The following is a 24,284-nucleotide window of genomic DNA, read 5'->3' on the forward strand; positions in this document are numbered from 1 at the left end:
GTCCGTCACGCCGCGAGTGCCAGCAGGGTGGCCGCGCACATCGCCGGGCCGTGTGGCACCGGAGTCCGTGAGCGGCCGGCAGCCGACAGCGCAAGCCCGCACAGGCCGGTGAGCAGCGGTGCAGCAACCGCGGCCACCGCCCACGCGTCGACACCCGACATACCGGTGACACCGCCCAGCGACCACGCCAACTTGACGTCGCCCGCGCCCAATGCGCGCGGCGCCGCGAGATGGACGGCCAGGTAGCAACCGAACAGTGCGACGGCACCCGCCAGCATCGCGGGAACGGCCCCCACGACGCCCGAATACACGGCGATCGCGGCAGCTCCTGTCCCGGTCAGCGAATTCGGCAACCGCCGTGACATCAGGTCGATGCAGGACAGGCACACGCACCACGAGACGAACACGATGACCAGGGGTCCGCCGTCGAGCCATCCGGCGGCCGTTGCAGCGGAAGCGGACCCGAGTTCGACAGGAAGGGTTTGAAAGTACACACACGCATGCTCGCGTGCCTCGCGTCGGCCCTCACGCGGAATGCCCTGGTCGCGATCTGCCCTGTGAGCGAAGAGAACCTGTGGAATCTTCTCAGATCGCGGCGCGCATGGCGGCTCTGGGCGCGGGCTTGCCGGTGAACTGCTCGACCTGGCCGTACGCCTGATTCAGCAGCATCTGCACACCCGAGATCACGGTGCCACCCGCGGTCTCGACGGCCGTGGCCAACGGCGTCGGCCACGGGTCGTAGATGGCGTCGAGGACGACCGGAGCATGCGCGACGGCCGCAGCGACGGGTTCGACGCCGACCGCAGGCACCGTACTGACGGCCACTGCGGCGCGTGCGGCCACACCGGCGAGGTTCGGGTCCGTGATGGTCACGAAGTCCGCGGCCATCCCCGTTGCCTTCGCGCACGCGAGGGTGTCCTGCGCACGCTCGGCCGATCGCGCCACGACGGTGACCGATACCGCCCCGAGCCCGGCGAGAGCGACGATGGCAGGACGCGAGGTTCCGCCTGCTCCGACGACGAGAACCGAGCGACCCGTCAGGTCGACGATCCCCGCCTCGACGAGGGCACCTGCGACGCCGTCGACGTCGGTGCAGTCCGCGCGCCACCCCGTCGCCGTCCGCACGAGCGTGTTGGCCGATCCGGCCAACACCGCGCGATCGGTGCGCTCGTCGGCGACATTCAACGCTGCGACCTTGCCCGGCATCGTCACCGACAGTCCGACCCAGTCCGAATCGAGACCGGACACCAGATCAGGCAGCTGTTCGCCCGTGCACAGGATTCGCTCGTACGTCCAGTCGTCCAGTCCGAGCGCGCGATAGGCCGCCAGGTGCAGAAGAGGCGACTTCGAGTGTTCGATGGGACTGCCGAGTACCGCAGCGCGCATCGATCAGCGCCCGCTCTCGAGGAAGCCGTCCTCGACCTTGCCGATGTTCGCCAGATGCTCGTCGTAGCTTCGGGTGAACAGCGTCTCCCCTGCGGTGTTGATGGTCACGAAGTACAGCCAGTCGCCGTCGGCGGGCGCCTCGACTGCCTCGACCGCCCCGACACTGGGCGACGCGATCGGTGTGGCAGGCAGACCCTCCATCGCGTACGTGTTCCACGGCGTCACGGTGGCTCGGTCGAGGTCGGTCGTCGCGACCTCGGTGGTGTCGAGCGCGTAGTTGACCGTCGAATCGAATTCGAGCTTCTGCGGTTCTGCGAGACGGTTGATGATGACGCGCGCGACCTTGCTGAAGTCCTGGGGAAGCGATTCCCGTTCGACGAGCGACGCGGCCACCAGCGTCTGATACGGATCGAGGCCCGAGTTGGCTCCCGCGGTCAGAATGCCGGTGCTCTCGTAGGTCTCGGCGCTCTCGGACACGAGCTGCGCCAGGATGTCGGTGGGCGACGCGGTGGGATCGAAGTCCCAGCTGCCGGCCGAGATGAGGCCTTCGAGCTGACGGTCACGGTCGGGAACCGTGCTCACTCGTTCCGCAGCCCAGTCCGGAACCCCGAGGGTCGACGAGTCCTCGGCCGCGCCTGCGGCGTTGAAGTCCTCGTACGAGATGCAGGTCGGGGTGCCGCTGCCGGTGGTGTCGATGCAGCTCGCCTCCGACAGCAGCGTGTAGATGCCCTTCTTGACCGCCTCGGTGTTCACGTCGCTGGAATCGTGCAGCTGACGGCCCTCGGAGATGACGACGCTGCCGACGCGAGCAGCGGGGTCGACGAGCGCGGTGACGGCCTCGGACGCCGGAACATGACTGGGCAGCAGGTAGTAGCCCGGCTGCACCGCGGAGATCGACGAATTCTGCACGGCAGCGCTCATGAACGCACCGGTGCTGGCGACGACACCCTTGTCGACGGCGTCGGCGCCGATCTGCTCTGCGGTGTCACCGGGATGCACCCGTACGACGACGGACGGCCCGGCGGTTCCCGACGCGAAATCCTCGGGACCGCCTGGTCCTCCGGTGAAACGATCGAACACGAAGTACCCCACTCCGGCTACGGCCAGGACGACGATCAATCCCAACGCCAACCCGACGGTCCGTCCTCGGCGCTTGCGGCGCTCGGCCTCGAGGTCCTGCCGGCGCTGGGCGCGACTGCGGCCGACCTCGCGGGGGCCCGGAGCGTTCACGGCACGATGGAACTCGCTGCCTTCGTCCGTTCGATAGCCGATCGGATCGGTGTGGACCTCGTCCTCGTACCTGTAGTTGTTCACTCGCCGGCCTCCGGAGTCGGACCTGTGTCTTCGGAACTGGTGGTGCTGGTGCGTGCCGCGTTCAGGCGGCCGGAGCGCTCGTCGAGCCACCCCTGCAGGATCGCGACGGCCGCAGCCTGGTCGATCACCGAACGCTGAGCCTTGGCACGGACTCCGCTTTCTCGAAGTGCACGCGCCGCAGTCACGGTAGTCAATCTTTCGTCCGCCATGCGTACCGGCACGCCGGGCAGACGTCGCGACAATGTACGCGCGAAGCCCTCTGCAGCTTTCACCGCCGAACCGCTCTCACCCCGGAGAGTGCGCGGCAGCCCGACGACGATCTCGACGGCCTCGTACTCCCGGACGATCTCGATCACCCGAGCGACATCGGGCGCGTCGGGGCCTTTGATCTTGGATCGGGCGACGGTCTCCACCGGCGTCGCGAGCACCCCACCCGGATCACTCGATGCGACGCCGATGCGCACGCTTCCGACGTCGATGGCTATGCGTCGGCCGGGCCCCGGGTCGTCGTCGCCGGGGCGGTCGGGTTCGCGACGGGACGGCCGGGCCTGTCCGGCGGAATCCGTCACGATCAGGAAGCGAGTTCCGAGATTCGAGCACGCACTCCCGACAGAGCTTGCGCGATACCGTCCGGGTTGGAGCCGGATCCCTGCGCGGTCTCCCCCTTGCCACCACCGCGGCCACCGATCGCGGGACCGAAGCTCGACACGAGTTCACCGGCCTTGATTCCGGCGTCCTGGGCGCCCTGGTTGGCGTTCACGACGAACGGGACCTTGCCGTCGACGGTGCCGAACAGCACGACGACGGCGGGATCGGACCCGAGACGTCCGCGCACGTCGGCGGCGAGAGTGCGCAGGTCGTTGCCGCCGACCCCGTCGGGAGCCTGCGCGACGACAGCGCGGACCGACCCGATGCGCTCGGCCGAGTCGGCCAGCGTCCCTGCCGAGGCCAGAACCGACGCAGCCTTCACCGCTTCGAGTTCCTTCTCCGCGACCCGAAGGCGATCGACGAGCGTCTCGATACGGGCAGGCACTTCGTCGGTCGGCACCTTCAGCGACGACGCGACTCCGGCGAGCAGCGCGCGCTCCTTCGCAAGGTAGCGGTAGGAGTCGAGACCGACGAACGCCTCGACTCGGCGCACGCCGGAACCCACGGACGACTCACCGAGCAGCGTGACCGGTCCGATCTGCGACGAGTGGCCGACGTGGGTACCACCGCACAGCTCCATCGAGAACGGCCCGCCGATCTCGACGACGCGAACCTCGTTGCCGTAGTTCTCGCCGAACAGCGCCATCGCGCCCATCGCCTTGGCACTGTCGAGATCGGTGACCATCGTGTTGACGGCGAAGTCCGCGCCGATCGCGTCGTTCGCGACGGCCTCGATGTCGTTGCGCTGCGCCTCGGACAGGGCGCCCTGCCACGAGAAGTCGAATCGCAGGTAACCCGGCTTGTTGAGCGAGCCCGCCTGAGTAGCGTTGGGGCCCAACACCTGTCGGAGCGCGGCGTGCACCATGTGCGTTCCCGAGTGACCCTGCGTCGCGCCCTTGCGCCATGCGGGATCGACGTCGACGCGGACGACGTCACCCTCGGTGATCTGCCCGGTCTCGACGGTCACCTTGTGCGTCCAGACCTTCTTGGCGATCTTCTGCACGTCGTTCACCTTGACCGACAAGCCGGGCGCGCTGATCGAACCGATGTCGGCGATCTGACCGCCGGACTCCGCGTACAGCGGGCTGCGGTCGAGAATGACCTCGACGGATTCACCCGCAGTAGCCGTCGGAACACGGACGCCGCCGGAGATGAGCGCGAGAACCGTTGCCTCGGAGGATAATTCGTCGAAACCGGTGAATTCGGTCGCTGCGGTGTCGACGAAGTCCTTGTAGACGGACAGGTCGGTGTGCGCATGCTTGCGCGACTGCGCGTCCTCCTTGGCGCGACGACGTTGCTCGGCCATCAGCGACCGGAAGCCCTCTTCGTCGACCTGAAGACCGGCCTCCGACGCCATTTCCAGCGTCAGGTCGATCGGGAATCCGTACGTGTCGTGCAGCGCGAACGCTTCGGCGCCGCCGATCGTCGTCTTGCCCGCAGCCTTGACCGACTCGGCGGCGGTGTCGAACAGCTTCGAACCGGACGAGAGCGTCTTCAGGAAGGCGGTCTCCTCGCCGACGGCAACGGTGAGGATGCGATCGAAATCGGTGACCAGTTCCGGGTACGACTCGGCCATCGTGTCCCGCACGACGGTGACGAACTCCGCCATGCTCGGCTTGTCGGCCCCGAGAAGTCGAGCAGACCGGATGATGCGACGCAGCAGTCGGCGCAACACGTACCCGCGGCCCTCGTTACCGGGGTTGACGCCGTCCGCGATCAGCATCACGGCGGTACGAGCATGATCGGCGATGACGCGGAACCGGACGTCCGCCTGGTGGTCGGTGCCGTACGTGCGACCGGACAGCGACTCGGCCTTCGTGATGACGGGACGAACCAGGTCCGTCTCGTACACGTTGTCGACACCCTGCAGCAGGAACGCGACACGCTCGACACCCATGCCCGTGTCGATGTTCTTCTTCGGCAGCACGCCGACGGGCGGGTGGCCCTTCTTCGGACTCAGGTCACCGCGAACGTCCTGCATGAAGACGAGATTCCAGATCTCGATGTAGCGGTCCTCGTCGACGACGGGCCCGCCCTCCTTGCCGTACTCGGGTCCACGGTCGTAGTAGATCTCCGAGCACGGTCCGCCCGGTCCTGGCACGCCCATGTCCCAGTAGTTGTCCGCGCCGTCACGGAACTGGATCCGCTCGTCGGGCATTCCCGCGACGCGTCGCCAGATCTCGGCAGCTTCGGGATCCTGGTTGTACGCGGTGACCCAGATCCGTTCCGGATCGAACCCGTAACCGCCTTCGGACTGTGGCTTCGTGATCAGCTCCCAGGCGAGCGTGATCGCGCCCTCCTTGAAGTAGTCGCCGAAGCTGAAGTTGCCCGCCATCTGGAAGAAGGTGTTGTGCCGGGTCGTGACGCCGACGTTCTCGATGTCGCCGGTCCGCACGCACTTCTGAACGCTCGTCGCGGTCGGGAAGGGCGGGGTCTGCTGGCCGAGGAAGTACGGCTTGAACTGCACCATGCCCGCATTGACGAACAGCAGGTTGGGGTCGTCGAGCACCAACGAGGCACTGGGCACTTCGGTGTGCCCGGCCTTCACGAAGTGGTCGAGGAAACGCCTGCGAATGTCATGGGTTTGCACGTACACAGGTTAACGCGCCGGACTCGGCACAGGCGCAGGCCCCGCCGCGGTCCGCCGCTAACGTCCTCGAACGATACGCCGGAGCTTCCCGACGCGCGTGCCGATCTCCCGTTCGACGCCGTGATCGGTGGGCTCGTAGTAGTCGACGCCGACCAATTCGTCGGGTGGATACTGCTGCCTCAGGACACCGCCTGGGTCGCTGTGCGGGTACTTGTATCCGACGGCGTTGCCGAGAGCCTGCGCGCCCTTGTAGTGACCGTCCCGCAGGTGCGCAGGCACGGATCCGGACTTGCCTGCGGCGACGTCGGCCATCGCAGCACCGAGCGCGGCGATCACGGCACCGGACTTCGGCGCCGTCGCGAGGTGGATGGTGGCCTGCGCCAGCGCCAGCCGCGCCTCGGGCATTCCGATCAGCTGCACGGCCGTCGCGGCTGCCGTCGCCGTCTGCAGCGCCGTCGGATCCGCCATACCGACGTCCTCGCTCGCATGCACCACGAGGCGCCGCGCGATGAACCGAGGGTCTTCCCCCGCGGTGATCATCCGAGCCAGGTAGTGCAGCGCCGCGTCGACGTCCGATCCGCGGATGGACTTGATGAACGCGCTGATCACGTCGTAGTGCTGGTCGCCGTCGCGGTCGTAGCGCACCGCGGCCTTGTCGACGCTTGCCTCGACGGTCTTCAGGTCCAACACCGGTCCGGATGCGGCGCCGGCTGCCGCTTCCAGCGCCGTCAGTGCGCGTCGCGCATCACCGGCCGCCAAGCGCACCAGGTGAGCCATGGCGTCCTCGTCGATGGTCACGGCGCCGTCCAGACCACGCGGATCGTTCGCGGCCCTGGTGAGCAGCAGTTCGATGTCGTCGCTGCTCAGCGGCTGCAACTGCAGCACGAGCGAGCGCGACAGCAAGGGAGACACGACGGAGAACGACGGGTTCTCCGTGGTTGCGGCGACCAGCAGCACGATCCGGTTCTCGACGGCCGCGAGCAGCGCATCCTGCTGGGTCTTGGAGAATCGATGTACCTCGTCGATGAACAGCACGGTCTGTTCGCCTGCGGTCAACCTGCGACGGGCCAGGTCGATGACGCCGCGCACTTCCTTGACTCCGGCCGACAACGCGGACAACGCCTCGAATTTGCGGCCGGTCGCACCCGAGATCAGCGACGCCAGGGTCGTCTTGCCGGTCCCGGGCGGGCCGTACAGCATGACCGACGACGCGCCCGAGCCGTCGACGAGCCTGCGCAGCGGAGCACCGGGCGCGAGCAGATGCGATTGCCCGACCACCTCGTCGAGCGTCGTCGGGCGCATTCGAACCGCGAGTGGCGCGTCGGGCCTGACATACGGGCGAGAGGCGGGCGACGGGGACGTCACGTCGGGTGCGATGTCCTCGTCCTCCGCCTGCGGGGCCTCGAACAGACCGTTCTCTTCGGCGTCGTCGTCGAAGCCCGCACCGAAACCTGTACTCACGTCGAAAACGCTATACGACGGCCGAGCTGCCGATCACCGGTCCCATTTGGCGCGCAGCGCGGTGACGACGCGGTGGGCGAACTCGGCGACATCGGACGCCCCCGTCCGCTCTGCCTGATCGGCGAGCACGCTCCACCGAGCCAGCAGGGCCGCCGAGCGCGGCACCGACAGATGATGTTCGCGAGCAGCAGCGATGCGTGCATGATCGTTCGGCAGGAACCAGTAGGTCGACAGCCACACCCAGATGAGCTGCGCGTCGAGAATCTTGGACGCGAGCACGTGATCGTCGGCGAGGTGCGGCCAGATGCCGACGACCTCGGCACGCCATGCGTCGATCATCGCCTGGGCACGCTCGGTGGACAGATCGAAGTGGCACAGGCAACCCGGGAACGACGCCAACGCATACGTGATGTCCAGAGTCGCGTCGCGGAAGCCACCCCACTCGTAGTCGAGGAACCGGACGCCTTCGTCGTTGACGATGATGTTGTCGGGACACAGATCGGCCGGACTGAACGCGCGGAACGCGCCGTGCGCGAACAGCCGTCCGCTGCGCTCGACACGGTGCAGAATCGACTCCGGCGTCTCCCCCAGATCGAGTTCGTCGGAAAGCATGCGTGGAACGGCAACCAGTGCGTCGGGAATCTGAGCCGCGATACCGTCGTCGGACAGCGGCAGCCCGGCACGCCGCAGCAGTGCTGCGAAATCTTCCTCGCGACCCACGGTTGCCGCGTGCATGCGTCCGAGCGCCTGCGCCATGGCCATGAGCGAGTTGGTCACCGACGCCGTGTCGGAATGCCGAAGCAGCGTCGTGATCGGGCTCGCGTCCCCGAGGTCGCTGAGCACGAGCAGCCGGGCGTGAAGGTCGTAGGCGAGCAGGTCCGGTCCTGGCCTGCTGTCCGTCGCGAGCGCCGTCGCGAACTGGTACGACGCCGCCTCCCGGAGAAACGCCGCCTGACTGCCGGTGGTCTGCTTGCCCTCGTGAACGTCGGCGTCGGCGGCGGTCTCACGGAGCTGCTTGATCACGAGGGTGCGCGGAAGCTGAAATGGGTTCTCGGCCACCCGGACACGGAGAACGACAGCCTGCCCACTGCCGCCGAGGTCGACGGCATCGACGAGCGTGACGGGTGCGCCGGTGCGCTTGGTGAGCAACTGCTGTGCAGCTGCTACAACCTCTGAGACAGGGTCTGCCAATGTTGCGGTCATCGGGTACCAAGGTACCCGGTCGCACCGACCGACTGTGCCCTCCGCAACACAACGAATCGGACGCTTTCCGGTCGACCTGCACAAAGGTCCTGTCGCAATTGCATCACGACGGTCGACAAAGCTCAGGTCACGGGTGCCACGTCCACCGATACCGAAATCGTGCTGGACTCGGCCTCGGTGTAGATGACTCCGCGCAGCGGCGGCACGTCGGCGTAGTCCCGACCCCACGCAACGGTCGCATAACGCTCGTCGACGAGCTGATCGTTGGTCGGGTCGAACGCAAGCCATGTTCCGTCCGGTGTCCACACCGCGGCCCAGGCGTGGGTCGCGTCGACGCCGACCATCCGTTCCTTGCCGGGAGGCGGTTCGGTCGCGAGGTAGCCCGAGACGTACCGTGCCGCCAGGCCTTTCGAGCGCAGGCACGCGATCGCGAGCCGCGCGAAGTCCTGACAGACCCCGGACCTGGCCCCCAGCACGTCGGCGACGGTCGTCGACACCGTCGTCGAACCGGACTCGTACGTGAAGTCGGTGAAGATGCGGTGCGTCAGATCGACGACGGCGTCACGCAGCGACCGGTTCGGCGGGAAGCTCACGGCGGCGTAGTCACGAACCTCGTCGGTGATCTCGGGAACGTCCAGGTCGAGGACGAACTCGACCGCGGTGGCACCGTCGACGCCGAGGTACTGCGGGCGCGCGGTCTCCCAGGGCGACGTCGTGCCGAGCGCATCGTCGGCACCGGTCGGCTCCGACACCTCGACGAGCGAATCCGCCGTGACCACCAAGGTCTCGTGGTCGGTGGTGACATGAAAGTAGACGTCTTCGTTGCCGTAGACGTCGACGCCGAACGACTGATCCGAGGGTGCAGGCTCGACGGTCACCGATTTCTCGACGCACCGCTGGGCCTCGGTGTCTCGCGGCGCCAGGAAGCCCCGCCCGTACGACGACGTCACACGATCGGAGTACTTATAGGTGGTGATGTGTCTGATGCGGTAGCTCTTGCTCACTCTCGGACCTCGCCTGTCGAACCTCGCAGCGCTCTCGAACCCCACAGCGCACTCGAACCCCACAGCGGCTGCGTTCCGCCCGGCAGAACCATGTGCGTCGCCAACACGACAACCGAAAGCTGTTCGAGCTGTGCGTGAATGCCGTCCAGCAGCTCGACCAACTCGGTGCGCACACCGGACGCGTCGACGCTCTCGAGGTCGCCCGGGTCGACGCGCCGAAGCCGCACGGCCATCTGTTCGACGAGGACTTCCGGCCGTGAGGTGCCCGACGCGTCCGGAAGCGAGCCGAGATCGTGCTTGAGCCGATCGAGCTGGTACACCAACGACCGCGGATTACCTTCGTCGAACAACAGCAACTGTGCGACGGCCGCCGGCCGCGCGGGCCCACGATTGCGACGCCGGTAGATCACCGAGGACTCGGCAGCCGACAACACCGAGTCGATGACTGCCTGCTCGGTCGTCGGAGGCAGCGCGTGGCTCAACGTCGCCGACAGAAGCGCCGTCAGTTGAAGGCCTCGCTCGATGCGCTTGCCGGTATCCATCAGGTACCAGCCCGCGTCACGGACCATCGACTCCGACGCGAGTCCGCTGAGCGACAGAAGGCCACGCAGAACCGACGTGTGCGACGCCGCCAACTGCGCGCCGTTGCCCTCCGAGGCTTCGAGTTCGGCCAGCGCGGTGGCGATCCGGGCCAGCACCGCCCACGTGTCGGTCGACAGCTGGTCTCGCACGCGCCGGGCTGCCTGCTGTACACGGTCGATCGACTGCGCCAGCGACCCGAGTCGGTCCACGGCGAGCGTCAGCGACCGAAGTTCGGACTGTGCGTCGGCGCGGATCTTCTCGTCGAAGAATCCCGGCGCCGTTCCCGACACCCGCGTCACCGCTTCGAGCAGAAGCGGGAGGCTGTCGCTCCCGTCGAGCCACGGCATCGACGAGAAGTCCTGCAAGCGTTCGCGGACTGCGATGAGAAGGCGTGTCATGTCCTCGGCGCGTTCGCTGTAGCGACCGAGCCAGAACAGATCTCCGAGAACACGAGGCGAGCTGACGACGTCGCCTGAGGTTGCCGCGTAGTGCGGAAGCTCTTCGACGGACGAGGGCGGGGTGTGCGCCGCGGCGTCGGCGGGAGTGGCACGTTCGGCGGACCTGACCCAGACGTCTTTGGAGGCCACCGTGATGAGTGGCTCTGCCACCGGCGAGGTGACCAACACCCGGCCGAGACCGCCTGCCATGGGCGTGTAACCGACCCGCTGCGCAACGCTGAACAGCCTGAGACCCACCTCGGCTGCGCCCACCTGACCGCCGTACGCCGAACCCGACGGGGCGACGGCGAACTCGGGAATGTCCTGGCCGACCCACTTCCACGGCTCGGCGCGCACCTTCCGCAGAAGCGAGTCGACGTCCGCTTCGGACAGGTCGTGACCGAGGACGGTCGTGCGCGTGGTCACCGATGTGAACAGCAGCGACCGCACGTGCGACGTCAGGTGAGACAAGCCGGAGCGTTCACCACCCCAGTACGTCGGAGTGGATTCGAGCAGCAGATCCTCGTCCAGCAGCGCCCGGCTGAGCGACGGGAGAAGCGGGTACAGCGCGGGGCTTTCCAGAATGCCGCTGCCGAGCGTGTTGACGACGGTCACTCCGCCGCGGCGCAACACTTCGACGAGACCGACGACGCCGAGACGTGAATCCGGTCGGAGGTCGAGCGGATCGGTGAACGCGGCATCGACGCGTCTGAGCACCACGTCGACCCGACGCAACGTGCCGAGCGAGCGCATCCACAATGCCCCGTCGCGAACGACGAGATCCGCGTTCTCGACGAGCGGAAAACCGAGAATCGTCGCCAGATAGGCCTGGTCGAACGCCGTTTCGGACTGCGAACCCGGACTGAGGACGACGACGACCGGATCTTCTGCCGCAGCGGGCGCCGCGTCGATCAACGCCGACCGCATCGCCCGGGCGAACGTCGACAACGGCCGAGGATTGGTGCCGGCGAACAATTCCGGTGCGGCACGCGACATCACCCGGCGATCGGCGAGCGCGTAGCCGATCCCCGACGGCGCCTGCGTGCGATCGGCGACGACACGGAACCGTCCGTCCGACGACCGACCGACGTCGGCGGCGTGGATGAACAACTGATGCGGGCCGGGCACGGTGATGCCGTGCGCGGCTCTGATGTAGCCGGGGTCGCCGTAGACCAGTTCGGGCGGGACGAGCGCCCTTCGAACCGTGTCCATCGCGCCGTACAGATCGGTGAGCAGAGCGTCGAACAGTCGAGATCGTTGAATCAGGCCTGCTTCCAGGCCTGTCCAGTCGTCGGCGGAGAGGACGAGCGGAACGCTGTCCAGTCGCCAGCGCACGGGGGACGCGACCCGTTCGACGCCGTCGGCCGGAATCGGGTTGTACGTGATGCCGTGGTCGTCGACGAGGCGGCGCACACGTGACTGCAGAGCGCGCTCCCCACCTGGCCCCGCGGCATCGATGCCCCGGACGAGCCGATTCCACTGCGGCCGGACGCATCCGTCGGGCGCGAGAAATTCGTCGTAGCGGGTGTCCGCGCCGCGCAACGTACTGCGGCGTGCGTGATACTGCGACACCAAGCGGTCGGAGACCGAAGGCGAGCCGGGGCTGCCGTCGACCGACCCGGACGCGGGGTCGACCGTATCGACGGGCACCATCGAGTCGTCATTCCTTTCGTGGGACGAGTCGACGCCGCCGGTCACCGGTGGGCACCGCGGTCAGAACAGGACACCCGTGCGCCGGAGATCGAGCATTCCCGGGGCGGTGACGTCGATCGACTGTCGCGCTTGCATTTCGACCAATCTTGCTACGTTCACCTTCCCCGCGGCGAATCCGCCCTCCTCGAACCGACCGTTACGTCGCGATTCCGCCTCGACGGCGTTGACCGGAGGCCCGTCGTACGACCGGCCTCCCGGGTGGACGACATGGTAGGTGCACCCACCGACAGCACGCCCGGTCTGTCTCTCGACGACGTCGAAGTGCAGCGGACTCTGTACCTCGATGGTCGGGTGCAACGCGCTCGGCGGCTGCCACGCCCGGTAGCGCACACCGGCAACCTGGACGTCGTTCCGATCGGTGCGCAGCAGTGGCACGGGCACGCCGTTGCAGGTGACCAGGTAGCGGCCGTCGTCGGCGCCTGCCACACGCACCTGGATCCGTTCGACCGAGGAGTCGACGTACCGCGCGGTGCCGGACGACGTCGACTCCTCGCCCAACGTGTTCCACGGTTCGATGGCTCCGCGCAGTTCGAGTTCCGCGTCGCCGACGACCGTCGTACCGATCCTGGGAAATCGGAACTCGGTGAACGGGTCGAGCCAGCTGGTGTCGAATTCGATCCCGTGCTCGCGCAGGTCTTCGGCGACGCGTCCGATGTCGGCGGTCACGAAGTGCGGCAACATGTAGCGGCCGTGCAGGTTCGCGCCGTGGCGGACGAGGGGCGCCTTCAGCGGTTCGTCCCAGAACCGGCTGACCAACGACCGCACCAGCAACGACTGCACCATCGCCATCTGGTGGTGCGGCGGCATCTCGAATCCACGCAGCTCGAGCAGACCGAGCCGACCCCGGGTACTGTCCGGGCTGTACAGCTTGTCGATGCAGAATTCGGCCCGGTGAGTGTTGCCGGTGATGTCGGTCAGCAGGTGTCTCAGTGCGCGGTCGACCACCCACGGTGACGCGGTTCGATCCGCATCCGTCATCCGCCCGATCTCGCTGAACGCCACCTCGAGCTCGTAGAGAGCCTCCTCGCGCCCCTCGTCGACGCGCGGCGCCTGCGACGTCGTACCGATGAACCTGCCCGAGAACAGGTACGACAACGACGGATGCCGCTGCCAGTGCGTCAGCAGCGACACGAGCAGGTCGGGTCGCCTCAGAATCGGCGAGTCCGACGGCGTCGTGCCACCGAGAGTGATGTGGTTGCCCCCGCCCGTGCCGCGGGTGGTGCCGTCGTTGTCGAACCCTTCCGTGCTCAGACGTGACTGCCGCGCCTGCTCGTACAGCGTCTGCATCAGATCGTCCTGTTCGCCCCACGACGACGTCGGCTGCACGTTGACCTCGATGACGCCTGGATCCGGCGTCACGGTGAGTGTCTGGATCCGTGGGTCCGACGGCGGACCGTACCCCTCGACCACGACCGGCGTGTCGAGTGCAGCGGCTGCGTTCTCGACGAGCGTGACCAACTCGACGAAGTCGTCGAGCCGGTTGGTCGGTGGCATGAACACGTACAGTGTTCCGTCGCGGACTTCCGCGACGAGGGCCGTCACATCCGAGCCCCCGACGCGACCGCGCGCAGCCTCGTTCGTCTCGACGAGCCGCGCGTAGCGCGCTTCGGCCGGGTCGACCTGCCTGGGCGGACGTTGTGTCCGTTGCTGCAGTGGATCTTTCGGGGCAGTCGGATCGTCCGGATTCTCGGGCGGTCGGCCCGCCCACGTGATCGCGTTCAACGGCAGTCGAAGACCGGCGGGTGAATCGCCCTCGAGCAGAACCAGTCTGCCCCGGCGCAGCGTCCAGTCGGCGCTCTGCCAGCCGGCGCCGTCGGCGCTCCTGCTGATCGGAAGCACGAACGCAGCGGGCTCGTCGGTGCTGGATTCGAGTCGGCGCAACAGTGCCGCCCGCGTCTCCGCCGAATCGGCACCCGGCTCGATGTCGTCGTCGTGCGGCGGGTCTCCGTACGGTTGCCGAACCAGATCCAGAAGTCGCACGAGCGGATCCTCGTAGGCCGGGCGGGCCTGAGTCTCGGGCAGACCCAGTGCCTCGACGAGCTTCTCCACGAGGGCACGTGACGTCGCCGGATCGACAGGGGCGGGCCTACGGTCGTCGGGCGGCCAGGGGTCGGCGACGAGATCGGAGTTCCGCCACAAGGATTCGCCGTCGGTACGCCAGAAGAGCCCGATCTGCCAGCGCGGCAACGGCTCTCCCGGATACCACTTGCCCTGGCTGCGTTGCACGAGCCCGTCCGGAGCGTAGATGGTGCGCAACCGTTCGGCGAGGTCGCTCGCGAGCCGACGTTTGTGCGGGCCGTCGGCCGTCGTGTTCCATTCCGGTGCCTCCTGATTCTCGATCGCGACGAACGTCGGCTCGCCCCCCACCGTGAGGCGGATGTCCTGCTCGGACATCCGTTCGTCGAGGACCGCTGCGGCCGCGCGAACGGCCGTCCATTGCTCGGCGGTGTACGGCAACGTCGTGCGGGGATCCTCGTGGACGCGCACGACGGTGTTCGAGAAGTCGAGTTCGGCCTCGCATTTGCCGGTGGCGCCGGAAATGGCTGCGGCCGTGGAGGGATGGGGCGTCGCGGACAGTGGAATGTGACCTTCGCCGGCGAACAACCCCGACGTCGGATCCAGGCCGACCCAGCCCGCACCGGGCAGGTAGACCTCGGTCCATGCGTGCAGATCGGTGAAGTCGGCAGCGGGACCCGACGGGCCGTCCAGCGATCTCACGTCCGACGCCAATTGCACGAGATAGCCGGAGACGAACCTCGCGGCCAGGCCCATCTCTTGAAGGACCGACACCAGCAGCCAGGCCGAGTCGCGGCACGAGCCGACCCCGGAGGTCAACGTGTGATCGGGCGTCTGCACACCGGGTTCCATGCGGACCGAGTACTCGACGTCACCGAGGACGGCTCTGTTCGCCATGACCAGGAAGTCGATCGTCCGCATCGTCGAACCACGTTCTCGCACAGCAGCGTCGAGCTTCTCCACCCACGCGGTGACGACCGACCCCGGCCCCGATCCCGGCTCCTCTTCGTCGACGGCCCGCAGGTACGGCTCCAGATCCGGAAGGTCGCGTTCCTCGTACTCGAAACCGAAGTGTTCCGCCCAGTCCTCGACGAAGAAGTCGAGAGGATTGATCACCGCCATGTCGGCGACGAGTCCGACGGTGACGGACATGCGATCGGTGCGTTCGGGAAAGACAACGCGCGCAAGGAAATTCCCGAAGACATCCTGCTGCCAGTTGACGAAATGCTCGGCGGGTTCGATAGTCAGCGAGTATGCCTCGATCGGCGTCCGCGAATGCGGCGCCGGACGCAGACGGATCTCGTGCGGATATACCCGCACCATGCGGTCGAACGAATAGCTCGTCCGATGTTCCAGTGCGACCTTGATGCCCATGGCGAGCCCCTCACCTGTCCCGGAATGGGTGCGAATGCACAACCATAGTTCGGGCCAGGCCCACTCGCCTGTCGAGAATCGACAGGTCCGAAAATGCCCGTTCTCCTCGACCTCGTGTACTGCTTGACACACCCTCGGGAATGCGGTTCGCTCACCAGCGCATGTGTAAAGAATTGGTACGCAACTATAAATACTCCAGCCGAGGGGAATGTCAGTGAGCGAGAATCCACCCAATGGACCGCAGTACGGCGGCAGTCCGGACCCCAACCAGCCGCAGTACCCGCAGAGTCCAGCGGGCAACTACCCTCCTCCGGGAAACTACCCGCCTCCCGGTAACTACCCCCCGCCCGGCAACTACCCGCCACCTCCGGCGACCGGCAACTACGGCTACGGGTCGGGCTCGCAGCTTCCGAACGGCGGGCAACCCGGCAGCCTGGGACTGCGTTTCGCCGCTCGCTTCATCGACGGAATCATCATCGGCATCATCGCTCTGATCGCGTACTTCATCGCCGGGGACGGCTTCGTCGGGCAGTTCATCCTCGGACTCGTCAGTGCGCTTCTCGGTTTCGCATACTTCACGTTCCTCGAGTCCAGCCGCGGTCAGACCTTCGGCAAGCAGATCCTCGGTCTGCGGACCCTCGGCGCTGCGGGGGGCAACCCGACGCAGGCAGAGGCAGCGAAGCGGAACGCCTTCCTGCTTCTGAACATCGTTCCGCTTCTGGGCGGACTGTTGGTGTTCATCGCGTACATCGTCATCGCGGTCACCATCAACTCCAGCCCCACCAAGCAGGGCAAGCACGACGAACTCGCTGGTGGAACGCAGGTCGTCAAGGTCGGCTGATCCCCCGGAAAGCAACGCGAGTGGGCTCGTCGCCTCCAGGCGACGGGCCCACTTCTCTTCCCATTCCAATGTTTCGATCCGACAACTCGCAGTGCCCGACGCGACGCAGTCGGTCACAATCTGTTCGAGTCCCCCTACGAGGAGTGATGACCGTGAGCGAGAACCCACCCGACGGACCGCAGTACGGCAGCAGCCCCGATCCGGAACGCCCCGACCTCGGCAAGAACGAGCCGGGACGCGGTTACCCGCCGCCCCCGCAGAACTACCCGCCCGCAGGCGGAACACCCACACCTCCCGGCGACTGCCCACCCCCCGGCAGTTACCCACCGCCCGGCGGATATCCCCCACCGCAGGGCAGCACCCAGCCTCCCGGTGGCTATCCGCCGCCCGGAAACTACCCGCCGCCCGGTGGATATCCTCCACCGCCGCAGGGCGGCTACCCGCCCCCTCCCGGCAATTATCCACCGCCTCCTGGTAACTACCCGCCGCCTCCTGGTAACTACCCGCCGCCTCCTGGTAACTACCCGCCGCCGCCCGGGAACTACGGACCCGGCAACTACGGCGCAGGAAACTACGGCGGAGGAAACTACCGCGGCGTGCCGACGACGTTGAGCGTCGGCGACGCGGTGTCCTTCGGCTGGAATCGATTCAAGGACAACGCCGGAGTCTGGATCGGTATCGCGGTGATCGCCGCGGTCATCCAGATCGTGATCAACCTGATCTTCGGCGGTACCGACACGTCAGGAGATCTCTCGGCCGGGTTCGGCGCCCTGGCCATCATCGGCACGGTGATCAGCACCGTCGTCGGCTACCTCATTCAGGCGTCCCTCATTCGCGGCGCCCTGCACGAGGTCGACGGCAACAAGCCCGCGATCGGGTCGTTCTTCCAGTTCGGCAACGTGGCCGCGATCATTCTCGCGAGCTTCCTCGTCGGCATCCTGGTGTTGGTCGGGTTCGTCCTGCTGATCATTCCCGGCATCATCCTGACGTTCCTGACGTGGTGGACACTTCAGTTCGTCATCGATCGCAATCAGGATGCGATCACTGCCATCAAGTCGAGCGTCAAGGCGATCTCGTCGAATGCAGGCCAGCTGATTCTGCTGGCACTGGCACTCGTCGGCATCAACATTCTGGGCGTGATTCCGTGCGGCTTGGGCCTTCTCGTCACCATCCCGATCACAATGATCGCGTCGACGTACGCGTACCGCGTCGTCTCGCAGTCCCTGCCCGCCTGACGGGTCGCGAACCGACACCGAAGCCCTCCTGCGACAGATCGCAGGAGGGCTTCGTGGTGTTCGTGTTACTCCGACGCGGCGTCCGCGTCGACCTTCTCGTCCCGCTTCTCCGGCTTCGCGTCGATACCGGATTCCTTGCGCTGCAACGGTGTGATCGGCGCAGGCGCGTCCGTCAGCGGGTCGACGCCACCGCCGGACTTCGGAAATGCGATGACCTCACGGATCGAGTCGACGCCTGCCAGCAATGCCGTGATGCGGTCCCAGCCGAACGCGATCCCGCCGTGCGGGGGCGCGCCGTAGCTGAAGGCGTCGAGCAGGAAGCCGAACTTCTCCTGCGCCTCGGCCTCGTCGATACCCATGATCGCGAAGACGCGTTCCTGAATGTCCTTGCGGTGGATACGAATACTGCCGCCGCCGATCTCGTTGCCGTTGCACACGATGTCGTAGGCGTAGGCGAGAGCAGAGCCGGGATCGGTGTCGAACGTGTCCATCGACTCGGGCTTCGGCGACGTGAACGCATGGTGGACTGCGGTCCACGCGCCCGAACCGACGGCGACGTCACCGCTGGCGGTCGCGTCGGATGCGGGCTCGAACAGCGGCGCGTCGACGACCCAGACGAACGCCCACGCCTTCGGGTCGATGAGGTCGAGCTTGCGTGCGATCTCACCGCGTACCGCGCCGAGCAGTCCTCGCGACGCCTTGACCGGTCCGGCGGAGAAGAAGATCGCGTCACCGGGCGCGGCACCGACGTGCGCTGCGATGCCGTCGCGTTCGGCGTCGGTGAGGTTCTTCGCGACGGGTCCGCCGAGAGTTCCGTCCTCGCCGACGAGGACGTACGCCAGACCCTTGTGTCCGCGCTGCTTGGCGAACTCCTGCCATTTGTCGAGCTGCTTACGCGGCTGCGACGCACCGCCCGGCATCACGACGGCGCCGACGTACGGCGCCTGGAAGACGCGGAACGTGGTGTCGGAGAAGAAGTCCGTGCACTCGATGAGTTCGATGTCGAAGCGAAGGTCCGGCTTGTCCGAACCGTAGCGACGCATCGCCTCGGCGTAGGTGATGCGAGGAATCGCCGACGTGAACTCGTGTCCGACGAGCTTCCACAGCGCGGCGAGGATCTCCTCGGCGAGCAGAATCACGTCGTCCTGCGTGACGAAGCTCATCTCGATGTCGAGCTGCGTGAACTCCGGCTGCCGATCGGCGCGGAAGTCCTCGTCCCGGTAGCAGCGTGCGATCTGGTAGTACCGCTCGATGCCGCCGACCATCAGCAGCTGCTTGAACAGCTGGGGGCTTTGCGGCAGAGCGTAGAAGCTTCCGGGCTGCAACCGGGCGGGCACCAGGAAGTCGCGGGCACCCTCGGGCGTCGACCGAGTCAGCGTCGGTGTCTCGACCTCGACGAATTCGTGGTGCGCCAGAACACCGCGCGCCGCCGCGTTGACGTGCGAGCGCAGGCGAATGGCGTGACCCGGGCCCTCGCGGCGCAGATCCAGGTAGCGGTACTTCAGACGCGCTTCCTCACCCGGCTGGTCGTCCAGCTGGAACGGCAGCGGCGCGCTCTCGGACAACACCTCGATGTCGGTCGCATCGACCTCGATCGCGCCGGTGGGAATTTCGTAGTTCTGGTTTCCCTCGGGACGCTCTTCGACCTTGCCGACGACCTTGACCACGTACTCGGCGCGCAGACGGTGTGCCTTCTCGGCAACGTCGCCCTCGCGGAACACGACCTGCGCGACACCGGAAGCATCGCGGAGGTCGATGAAGATGACACCGCCGTGATCGCGACGACGCGCCACCCAACCCGTCAGTGTGACTGTTCGATCGACGTGCTCGGCTCTGAGGGAGCCGGCGAGGTGGGTGCGCAGCACGGGTTTCCTTTCGAAAAAATGGGGTCGAGAGTGTTCGTCGAGTACCGATCCTACGGAGACACGTACCCGGACCGGAAACGGATACCTCGCCCGCATGGGAAGCTGCTACTCGACCGACGGTTCATCCGACTCCGTCGGGGCACGGACTCCGCGAGAGGATTGGGCGATGACGTTCAGAGAAGGCGCACGGGCGCAGCCAGGCCGAGTGTCGGTCGGCGGCGGCGGTGGCGGCCGCGGAGGCAAGATCGCACTCGGCGGTGGTGCAGGCGGACTCGTCATCCTGGTGCTCGCGCTGCTGTTCGGCGGAGACCCCGGCTCGCTGCTCGGCCAGCTCAGCGGATCGGCCGACAACTCGGGTCAGTACGAGTCGGGAACGGGCACACTCGAGAACTGCGAGACCGGCGCCGACGCGAATGCGAACGTCGACTGCCGAGTCAGCTTCACGGCGAGCAGCCTCGACACCGTCTGGGAATCGCAGCTACAGCCGCAGACCGGAGTCGCGTACGTCCAGCCCGCAGTGCGTCTGTTCTCCGGCTCGACCAACACCGGCTGCGGCAACGCCACGAGCGCCGTCGGCCCGTTCTACTGCCCCGCCGACTCCACCGCGTACTTCGACACGAGCTTCTTTCAGGTTCTCGTCGACCGCTTCGGATCCAGCGGTGGCCCGCTGGCGCAGGAGTACGTCGTCGCCCACGAGGTCGGCCACCACATCCAGAACCAACTCGGCGACATCGGCCGCGCTCAGGCGGATCCGCAGGGTGCGGAATCGGGCGCGGTGCGCGTCGAACTGCAGGCCGACTGCTACGCCGGGATCTGGGCGCACCACGCCGCCGTCATCGATGATCCGAGCACCGGCGAGCCGTTCCTCGAACCTCTCACCGACACCGACATCCGGGACGCGCTGTCCGCGGCGTCGTCGGTCGGCGACGATCGAATCCAGCAAGCGTCGAGCGGACGCGTCAACCCCGAGGGGTGGACGCACGGCTCGTCCGAACAGCGTCAGCAATGGTTCCTGGCCGGCTACCGCACCGGCCAGGTAGCCGCGTGCGACACGTTCTCCGCGCGTGACCTCGATGCACCTCCGGCTCTGAGATGACGTATCAGAACAGAGTCAACGCGGGCGTGCGAGCGTCCGCTGCCCGGCCCGGATCCGCCGGCACGTTCTCGGGCATCGACCGGGACTCTCCGACGCCGAAGCCGTGCTCGTCGAGCAGAGGGTCGATGCGCTGACGCAGCCATGCCTTGTATTCGGGCGTGACGTAGGCGCCGTGGCCGTACAGCTGTCGGTACCGACGCACCAGCGCGGGATGCTGCTCGGCGAGCCACGACAGGAACCAGTCCTTGGTGGACGACCGCAGATGCATCGGCATCGCGGAGACGGACGTGGCGCCTGCGTCGGCGAGCGCGCCGATCAACGCGTCGAGTTGCCGGGCACCGTCGGTGAGGAACGGAATGACGGGCGCCACCAGGACACCGCACGTCAGTCCCGCGTCGCGCACTGCCCGAATCAGGTCGAGCCGCGCCCGCGGACTCGGCGTCCCCGGTTCGAGTTGCTTCTGCAGATCCGCGTCGTGGATGGCCAGACTGACGTTGATGCGTACCTCGACCTGCTGAGAGGCAAGCGTCAGCAACGGGAGGTCACGTCGCAACAACGTGCCCTTGGTGAGAATCGAGAACGGTGTGCCGGACTCCGCGAGCGCGCGAATGATGCCGGGCATCAACCGATACCGGCCCTCGGCACGCTGATACGGATCGGTGTTGGTTCCGAGCGCAACAGGCTCGCGCTTCCACGACTTGCGTGCGAGTTCCTTGCGGAGCACCGCGGCGATGTTGGTCTTGACGACGATCTGAGTGTCGAAATCCGTTCCGGCATCGAGATCGAGATACTCGTGCGTCGGCCGAGCGAAGCAGTAGCGACACGCGTGCGAGCACCCGCGCGCCGGATTGACGGTCCACGTGAACGGAAGCGACGCGTCACCGTTGATCTTGTTGAGCGCACTCTTGCACAGCACCTCGTGGAACGTGATGCCCTCGAACTCGGGTGTCTGTACGCTGCGCACCAGACCCGACCGCTCCAGACCGGGAAGCGCGCCCTCGTCGGCGGCATCGAGCGTCTGACCGGACCATCGCATGCCCACTAGTCGAACATGTGTTCTAGGCCGTGTCAAGACGCCACGAATCACGACGGGAAGATAGCGTGTACCCGATCCCTTTCGTCGCCCCGAGGAGCGTTCCCCCACGTGTCTGCACCCATCGCGCCCACTCTCGAACCCATTCTCCGCCTTGGCCTGACGCTCGGCGTTCCGATCGACGTCGGCAGCGTTCCCGGCGGTGCGCGCGTCGTGACTCCGATCCTCGGCGGTGCCGCGCCTGGCCCGGACATCGAAGGGACACTTGCGGGTTCGGCGTCCGTCGTCGGGGTGACACGCCCGGACGGCTGCACCGAATTCAGTGCCGAGCTGACGTTGGAACTGACCGACGGCGGTTATCTGTCGCTGACGTACCGGGGCTTTCAGTTCGGGCCTGCCGAGGTGATCGAATCGCTGAACGGAACCGAGGAAGTCGACCCCGCGACGTACTACTTCCGCGGCACACTCGACATCGCGACATCGGTGCCGCAGTTCACTTACTTGAACCGTGCTCTCGTCGTGACGTCGGGTACCAGGTCGGCCGAATCCGTTGTCCTCGACGCCTTTTTGGTGACGTAGACCCGTCAGCTCGACAAGCCTGCCACTTCACGATCGGTGAGGGTGGCCATCGGCGTCCGCCCGGCTTCCCTCACCAGCTCGATCGCACGGTACAGCGGGCGTTCGTTCAGGCCCGCGTCCCGTGCCTCCGCCTTGAGTTGGTCGACGAGGACCGACGCGACCGCAGCCGCGGGAACCAGCTCGCTCGTCCACAACGCGTCGGCGAGCGCCCGTAGCGACAGAATCGGCAGCTCGCGGCCGCCGCCCTGGGTGTAGAGAGCGAGCGGGATCGAGACGCGAGTTCGCCCGTCGTACAGGCGAAGCGAGATCTGATCGATGCGCGCGGTGCGTACTTGGACCTCCGCCGAGACGAGCGTGGGTACGTCGAGCGCCCGCGTGCGGACGGCGCCACGCGCATGCAGGGTCGTGCCGTCGAGCCACAGGCGTCGACGCAGCCCCACCCACGCCGATCCCGCTGCCGGGACCGCGACCACGACGCCGAGGACGACCGCGACCGCAACGGGCAGAAAGAAACTCGCGATCACGGCAAGCAGGACGCCGACGACGACGGCGCCGACGGCCACCTTGCGCAGGCGTGGCGCGATCAGTTCGGCCGGTACGAGATCGAGGTCGACGTGATCGGCGCCCCGGCCGTCAGCCGGCAAGTTCGGACTCCAACACGGCGACGACGTCGGCCAGCGGCGTTTCCTTCTGCTCACCGGTCGACAGATCCTTGACGACCACGACGCGTTCGGCCAGTTCCTTGTCGCCCAGAACCAACGCGTAGCGCGCGCCGGACCGGTCGGCGGCCTTCATCGCACCCTTGACTCCGCGGTTGCCGTACGCCAGATCGACGCTGATGTTCTTGGTCCGCAGCTGTCCGGCGATCGCCACGAGCTGAGCCTTCGCGTCGGTTCCGAGCGGCACTCCGAACACCTCGCAACGCGCCGCGGAACCGGCCGACTTGCCCTCGGCGGCGAGAGCGAGCATGGTGCGGTCGACGCCGAGCCCGAAACCGATACCCGACAACTCCTGACCGCCGAGCTGGGCCATCAGTCCGTCGTAGCGGCCGCCGCCCCCGATGCCGGACTGCGCCCCGAGGCCGTCGTGGACGAATTCGAACGTCGTCTTGGTGTAGTAGTCCAGGCCGCGGACCATACGTGGATTGACGACGTACGGGACCTTCAACGCGTCGAGGTGTCCGAGGACCTCGTCGAAGTGCGCCTTGGCGGTCTCGGACAGGTGATCGAGCATGAGCGGTGCGTCGGCGGTCATCTCACGCACGTCGGGCCGCTTGTCGTCCAGCACGCGCAACGGGTTGATCTCGGCGCGCTTACGCGTCTCGGGGTCGAGCGGAAGCGCGAACAGGAACTGCTGCAACAGCTCTCGATACTGCGGTCGGCACGTGTCGTCGCCGAGCGAGGTGATCTCCAGCCGGAAATCGGTCAGCCCGAGGCTGCGGAACCCCGCGTCGGCGACGGCGACGACCTCGGCGTCGAGTGCAGGGTCGTCGACGCCGATGGCCTCCACGCCGACCTGCTGCAGCTGCCGGTAGCGACCTGCCTGCGGACGTTCGTACCGGAAGAACGGTCCTGCGTACGCGAGCTTGACGGGGAGCGCGCCGCGATCGAGTCCGTGCTCGATGACCGCACGCATCACGCCTGCTGTCCCCTCGGGGCGCAGGGTGACGGATCGGTCACCGCGGTCCGCGAACGTGTACATCTCCTTGCTGACGACGTCCGTCGACTCGCCGACGCCGCGCGCGAACAATCCGGTGTCCTCGAATATCGGCAGTTCGATGTGTCCGTATCCGGCGTTGCGGGCTGCATTCAACAGGCCCTCGCGGACGGCGACGAACTCGGCCGAGTTCGGAGGAACGTAGTCGGGAATGCCCTTGGGCGCAGAGAACGTAGACGGCTTGCTCACGG

The 24,284-nt window shown here is 67.0% G+C and carries 18 protein-coding genes; 4 read left to right on the top strand and 14 right to left on the bottom strand.

The window, feature by feature from the left end:
- Window positions 1-5 precede the first annotated feature (5 nt).
- From A3K89_RS09055 to A3K89_RS09100, 10 genes are all read right to left on the bottom strand, one after another.
- The gene (locus A3K89_RS09055; RefSeq protein ID WP_371828798.1) at window positions 6-410 is read right to left on the bottom strand and encodes a prepilin peptidase; all 405 of its coding nucleotides are present in this window, start codon (window positions 408-410) and stop codon (window positions 6-8) included.
- Window positions 411-585: 175 nt separating this feature from the next.
- Entirely contained in the window at window positions 586-1,386 is an 801-nt protein-coding gene (locus A3K89_RS09060) for a shikimate dehydrogenase (protein ID WP_068424331.1), read from the bottom strand.
- Between the two features lie 3 nt (window positions 1,387-1,389).
- Window positions 1,390-2,700: an endolytic transglycosylase MltG gene (locus tag A3K89_RS09065; RefSeq protein WP_068424333.1), complete on the bottom strand. Its 1,311-nt coding sequence runs from the start codon at window positions 2,698-2,700 to the stop codon at window positions 1,390-1,392.
- Complete coding sequence (gene ruvX / locus A3K89_RS09070; protein WP_068424335.1) at window positions 2,697-3,269, bottom strand: Holliday junction resolvase RuvX; 573 nt, start codon at window positions 3,267-3,269, stop codon at window positions 2,697-2,699. Before ruvX ends, A3K89_RS09065 begins: the two co-directional genes overlap by 4 nt.
- Before the next feature lie 2 nt (window positions 3,270-3,271).
- On the bottom strand, window positions 3,272-5,938 hold the full coding sequence (gene alaS / locus A3K89_RS09075; protein ID WP_068425945.1) for an alanine--tRNA ligase: 2,667 nt from the start codon (window positions 5,936-5,938) through the stop codon (window positions 3,272-3,274).
- 57 nt (window positions 5,939-5,995) lie between these two features.
- On the bottom strand, window positions 5,996-7,399 hold the full coding sequence (locus tag A3K89_RS09080; RefSeq protein WP_068424337.1) for a replication-associated recombination protein A: 1,404 nt from the start codon (window positions 7,397-7,399) through the stop codon (window positions 5,996-5,998).
- Window positions 7,400-7,432: 33 nt separating this feature from the next.
- On the bottom strand, window positions 7,433-8,602 hold the full coding sequence (locus tag A3K89_RS09085; protein ID WP_068424338.1) for a kinase: 1,170 nt from the start codon (window positions 8,600-8,602) through the stop codon (window positions 7,433-7,435).
- A gap of 122 nt (window positions 8,603-8,724) precedes the next feature.
- Window positions 8,725-9,606: a transglutaminase family protein gene (locus A3K89_RS09090; RefSeq protein WP_068424339.1), complete on the bottom strand. Its 882-nt coding sequence runs from the start codon at window positions 9,604-9,606 to the stop codon at window positions 8,725-8,727.
- The gene (locus A3K89_RS09095; protein WP_068424340.1) at window positions 9,603-12,278 is read right to left on the bottom strand and encodes a circularly permuted type 2 ATP-grasp protein; all 2,676 of its coding nucleotides are present in this window, start codon (window positions 12,276-12,278) and stop codon (window positions 9,603-9,605) included. The genes A3K89_RS09090 and A3K89_RS09095 overlap by 4 nt, the downstream gene beginning before the upstream one ends.
- Window positions 12,279-12,338: 60 nt before the next feature.
- Complete coding sequence (locus A3K89_RS09100) at window positions 12,339-15,728, bottom strand: transglutaminase family protein (protein WP_068424341.1); 3,390 nt, start codon at window positions 15,726-15,728, stop codon at window positions 12,339-12,341.
- A gap of 208 nt (window positions 15,729-15,936) precedes the next feature.
- On the opposite strand from A3K89_RS09100, the gene A3K89_RS09105 reads away from it, so the two are divergent.
- Together A3K89_RS09105 and A3K89_RS25375 are read left to right on the top strand one after the other, a co-directional pair.
- Window positions 15,937-16,569, top strand: coding sequence for an RDD family protein (locus A3K89_RS09105; RefSeq protein WP_068424343.1), 633 nt, complete (start codon window positions 15,937-15,939; stop codon window positions 16,567-16,569).
- A 152-nt stretch (window positions 16,570-16,721) separates the two neighbouring features.
- Window positions 16,722-17,804, top strand: coding sequence for a hypothetical protein (locus A3K89_RS25375; RefSeq protein ID WP_084423737.1), 1,083 nt, complete (start codon window positions 16,722-16,724; stop codon window positions 17,802-17,804).
- A 65-nt stretch (window positions 17,805-17,869) separates the two neighbouring features.
- Here A3K89_RS25375 and aspS read toward each other — a convergent pair whose 3' ends face one another.
- Window positions 17,870-19,669, bottom strand: coding sequence for an aspartate--tRNA ligase (gene aspS / locus A3K89_RS09115; protein ID WP_068424345.1), 1,800 nt, complete (start codon window positions 19,667-19,669; stop codon window positions 17,870-17,872).
- A 166-nt stretch (window positions 19,670-19,835) separates the two neighbouring features.
- Here aspS and ypfJ point away from each other — a divergent pair, with 166 nt between their 5' ends.
- Window positions 19,836-20,765 carry a KPN_02809 family neutral zinc metallopeptidase gene (gene ypfJ / locus A3K89_RS09120; RefSeq protein WP_068425949.1) on the top strand — a complete coding sequence of 310 codons (930 nt, stop codon included), beginning with the start codon at window positions 19,836-19,838 and terminating at the stop codon, window positions 20,763-20,765.
- Between the two features lie 4 nt (window positions 20,766-20,769).
- Here the strand turns inward: ypfJ and A3K89_RS09125 are convergent, their stop codons facing one another.
- Window positions 20,770-21,801 carry an Rv2578c family radical SAM protein gene (locus A3K89_RS09125; protein WP_068425952.1) on the bottom strand — a complete coding sequence of 344 codons (1,032 nt, stop codon included), beginning with the start codon at window positions 21,799-21,801 and terminating at the stop codon, window positions 20,770-20,772.
- 108 nt (window positions 21,802-21,909) lie between these two features.
- On the opposite strand from A3K89_RS09125, the gene A3K89_RS09130 reads away from it, so the two are divergent.
- Window positions 21,910-22,377, top strand: a complete 468-nt coding sequence (locus A3K89_RS09130) for a DUF3237 family protein (RefSeq protein WP_068424346.1) — start codon at window positions 21,910-21,912, stop codon at window positions 22,375-22,377.
- Between the two features lie 5 nt (window positions 22,378-22,382).
- Here A3K89_RS09130 and A3K89_RS09135 read toward each other — a convergent pair whose 3' ends face one another.
- Both A3K89_RS09135 and hisS read right to left on the bottom strand, forming a co-directional pair.
- Window positions 22,383-23,021, bottom strand: a complete 639-nt coding sequence (locus A3K89_RS09135) for a hypothetical protein (RefSeq protein WP_068424347.1) — start codon at window positions 23,019-23,021, stop codon at window positions 22,383-22,385.
- Window positions 23,011-24,282 (bottom strand): histidine--tRNA ligase, encoded by a 1,272-nt coding sequence (gene hisS, locus A3K89_RS09140; RefSeq protein ID WP_068425955.1) that lies wholly within the window; start codon window positions 24,280-24,282, stop codon window positions 23,011-23,013. Before hisS ends, A3K89_RS09135 begins: the two co-directional genes overlap by 11 nt.
- Between the last annotated feature and the right edge of the window lie 2 nt (window positions 24,283-24,284).

The sequence above is a fragment of the Rhodococcoides kyotonense genome, from assembly GCF_001645385.1.
Lineage (GTDB): Bacteria > Actinomycetota > Actinomycetes > Mycobacteriales > Mycobacteriaceae > Rhodococcoides > Rhodococcoides kyotonensis_B.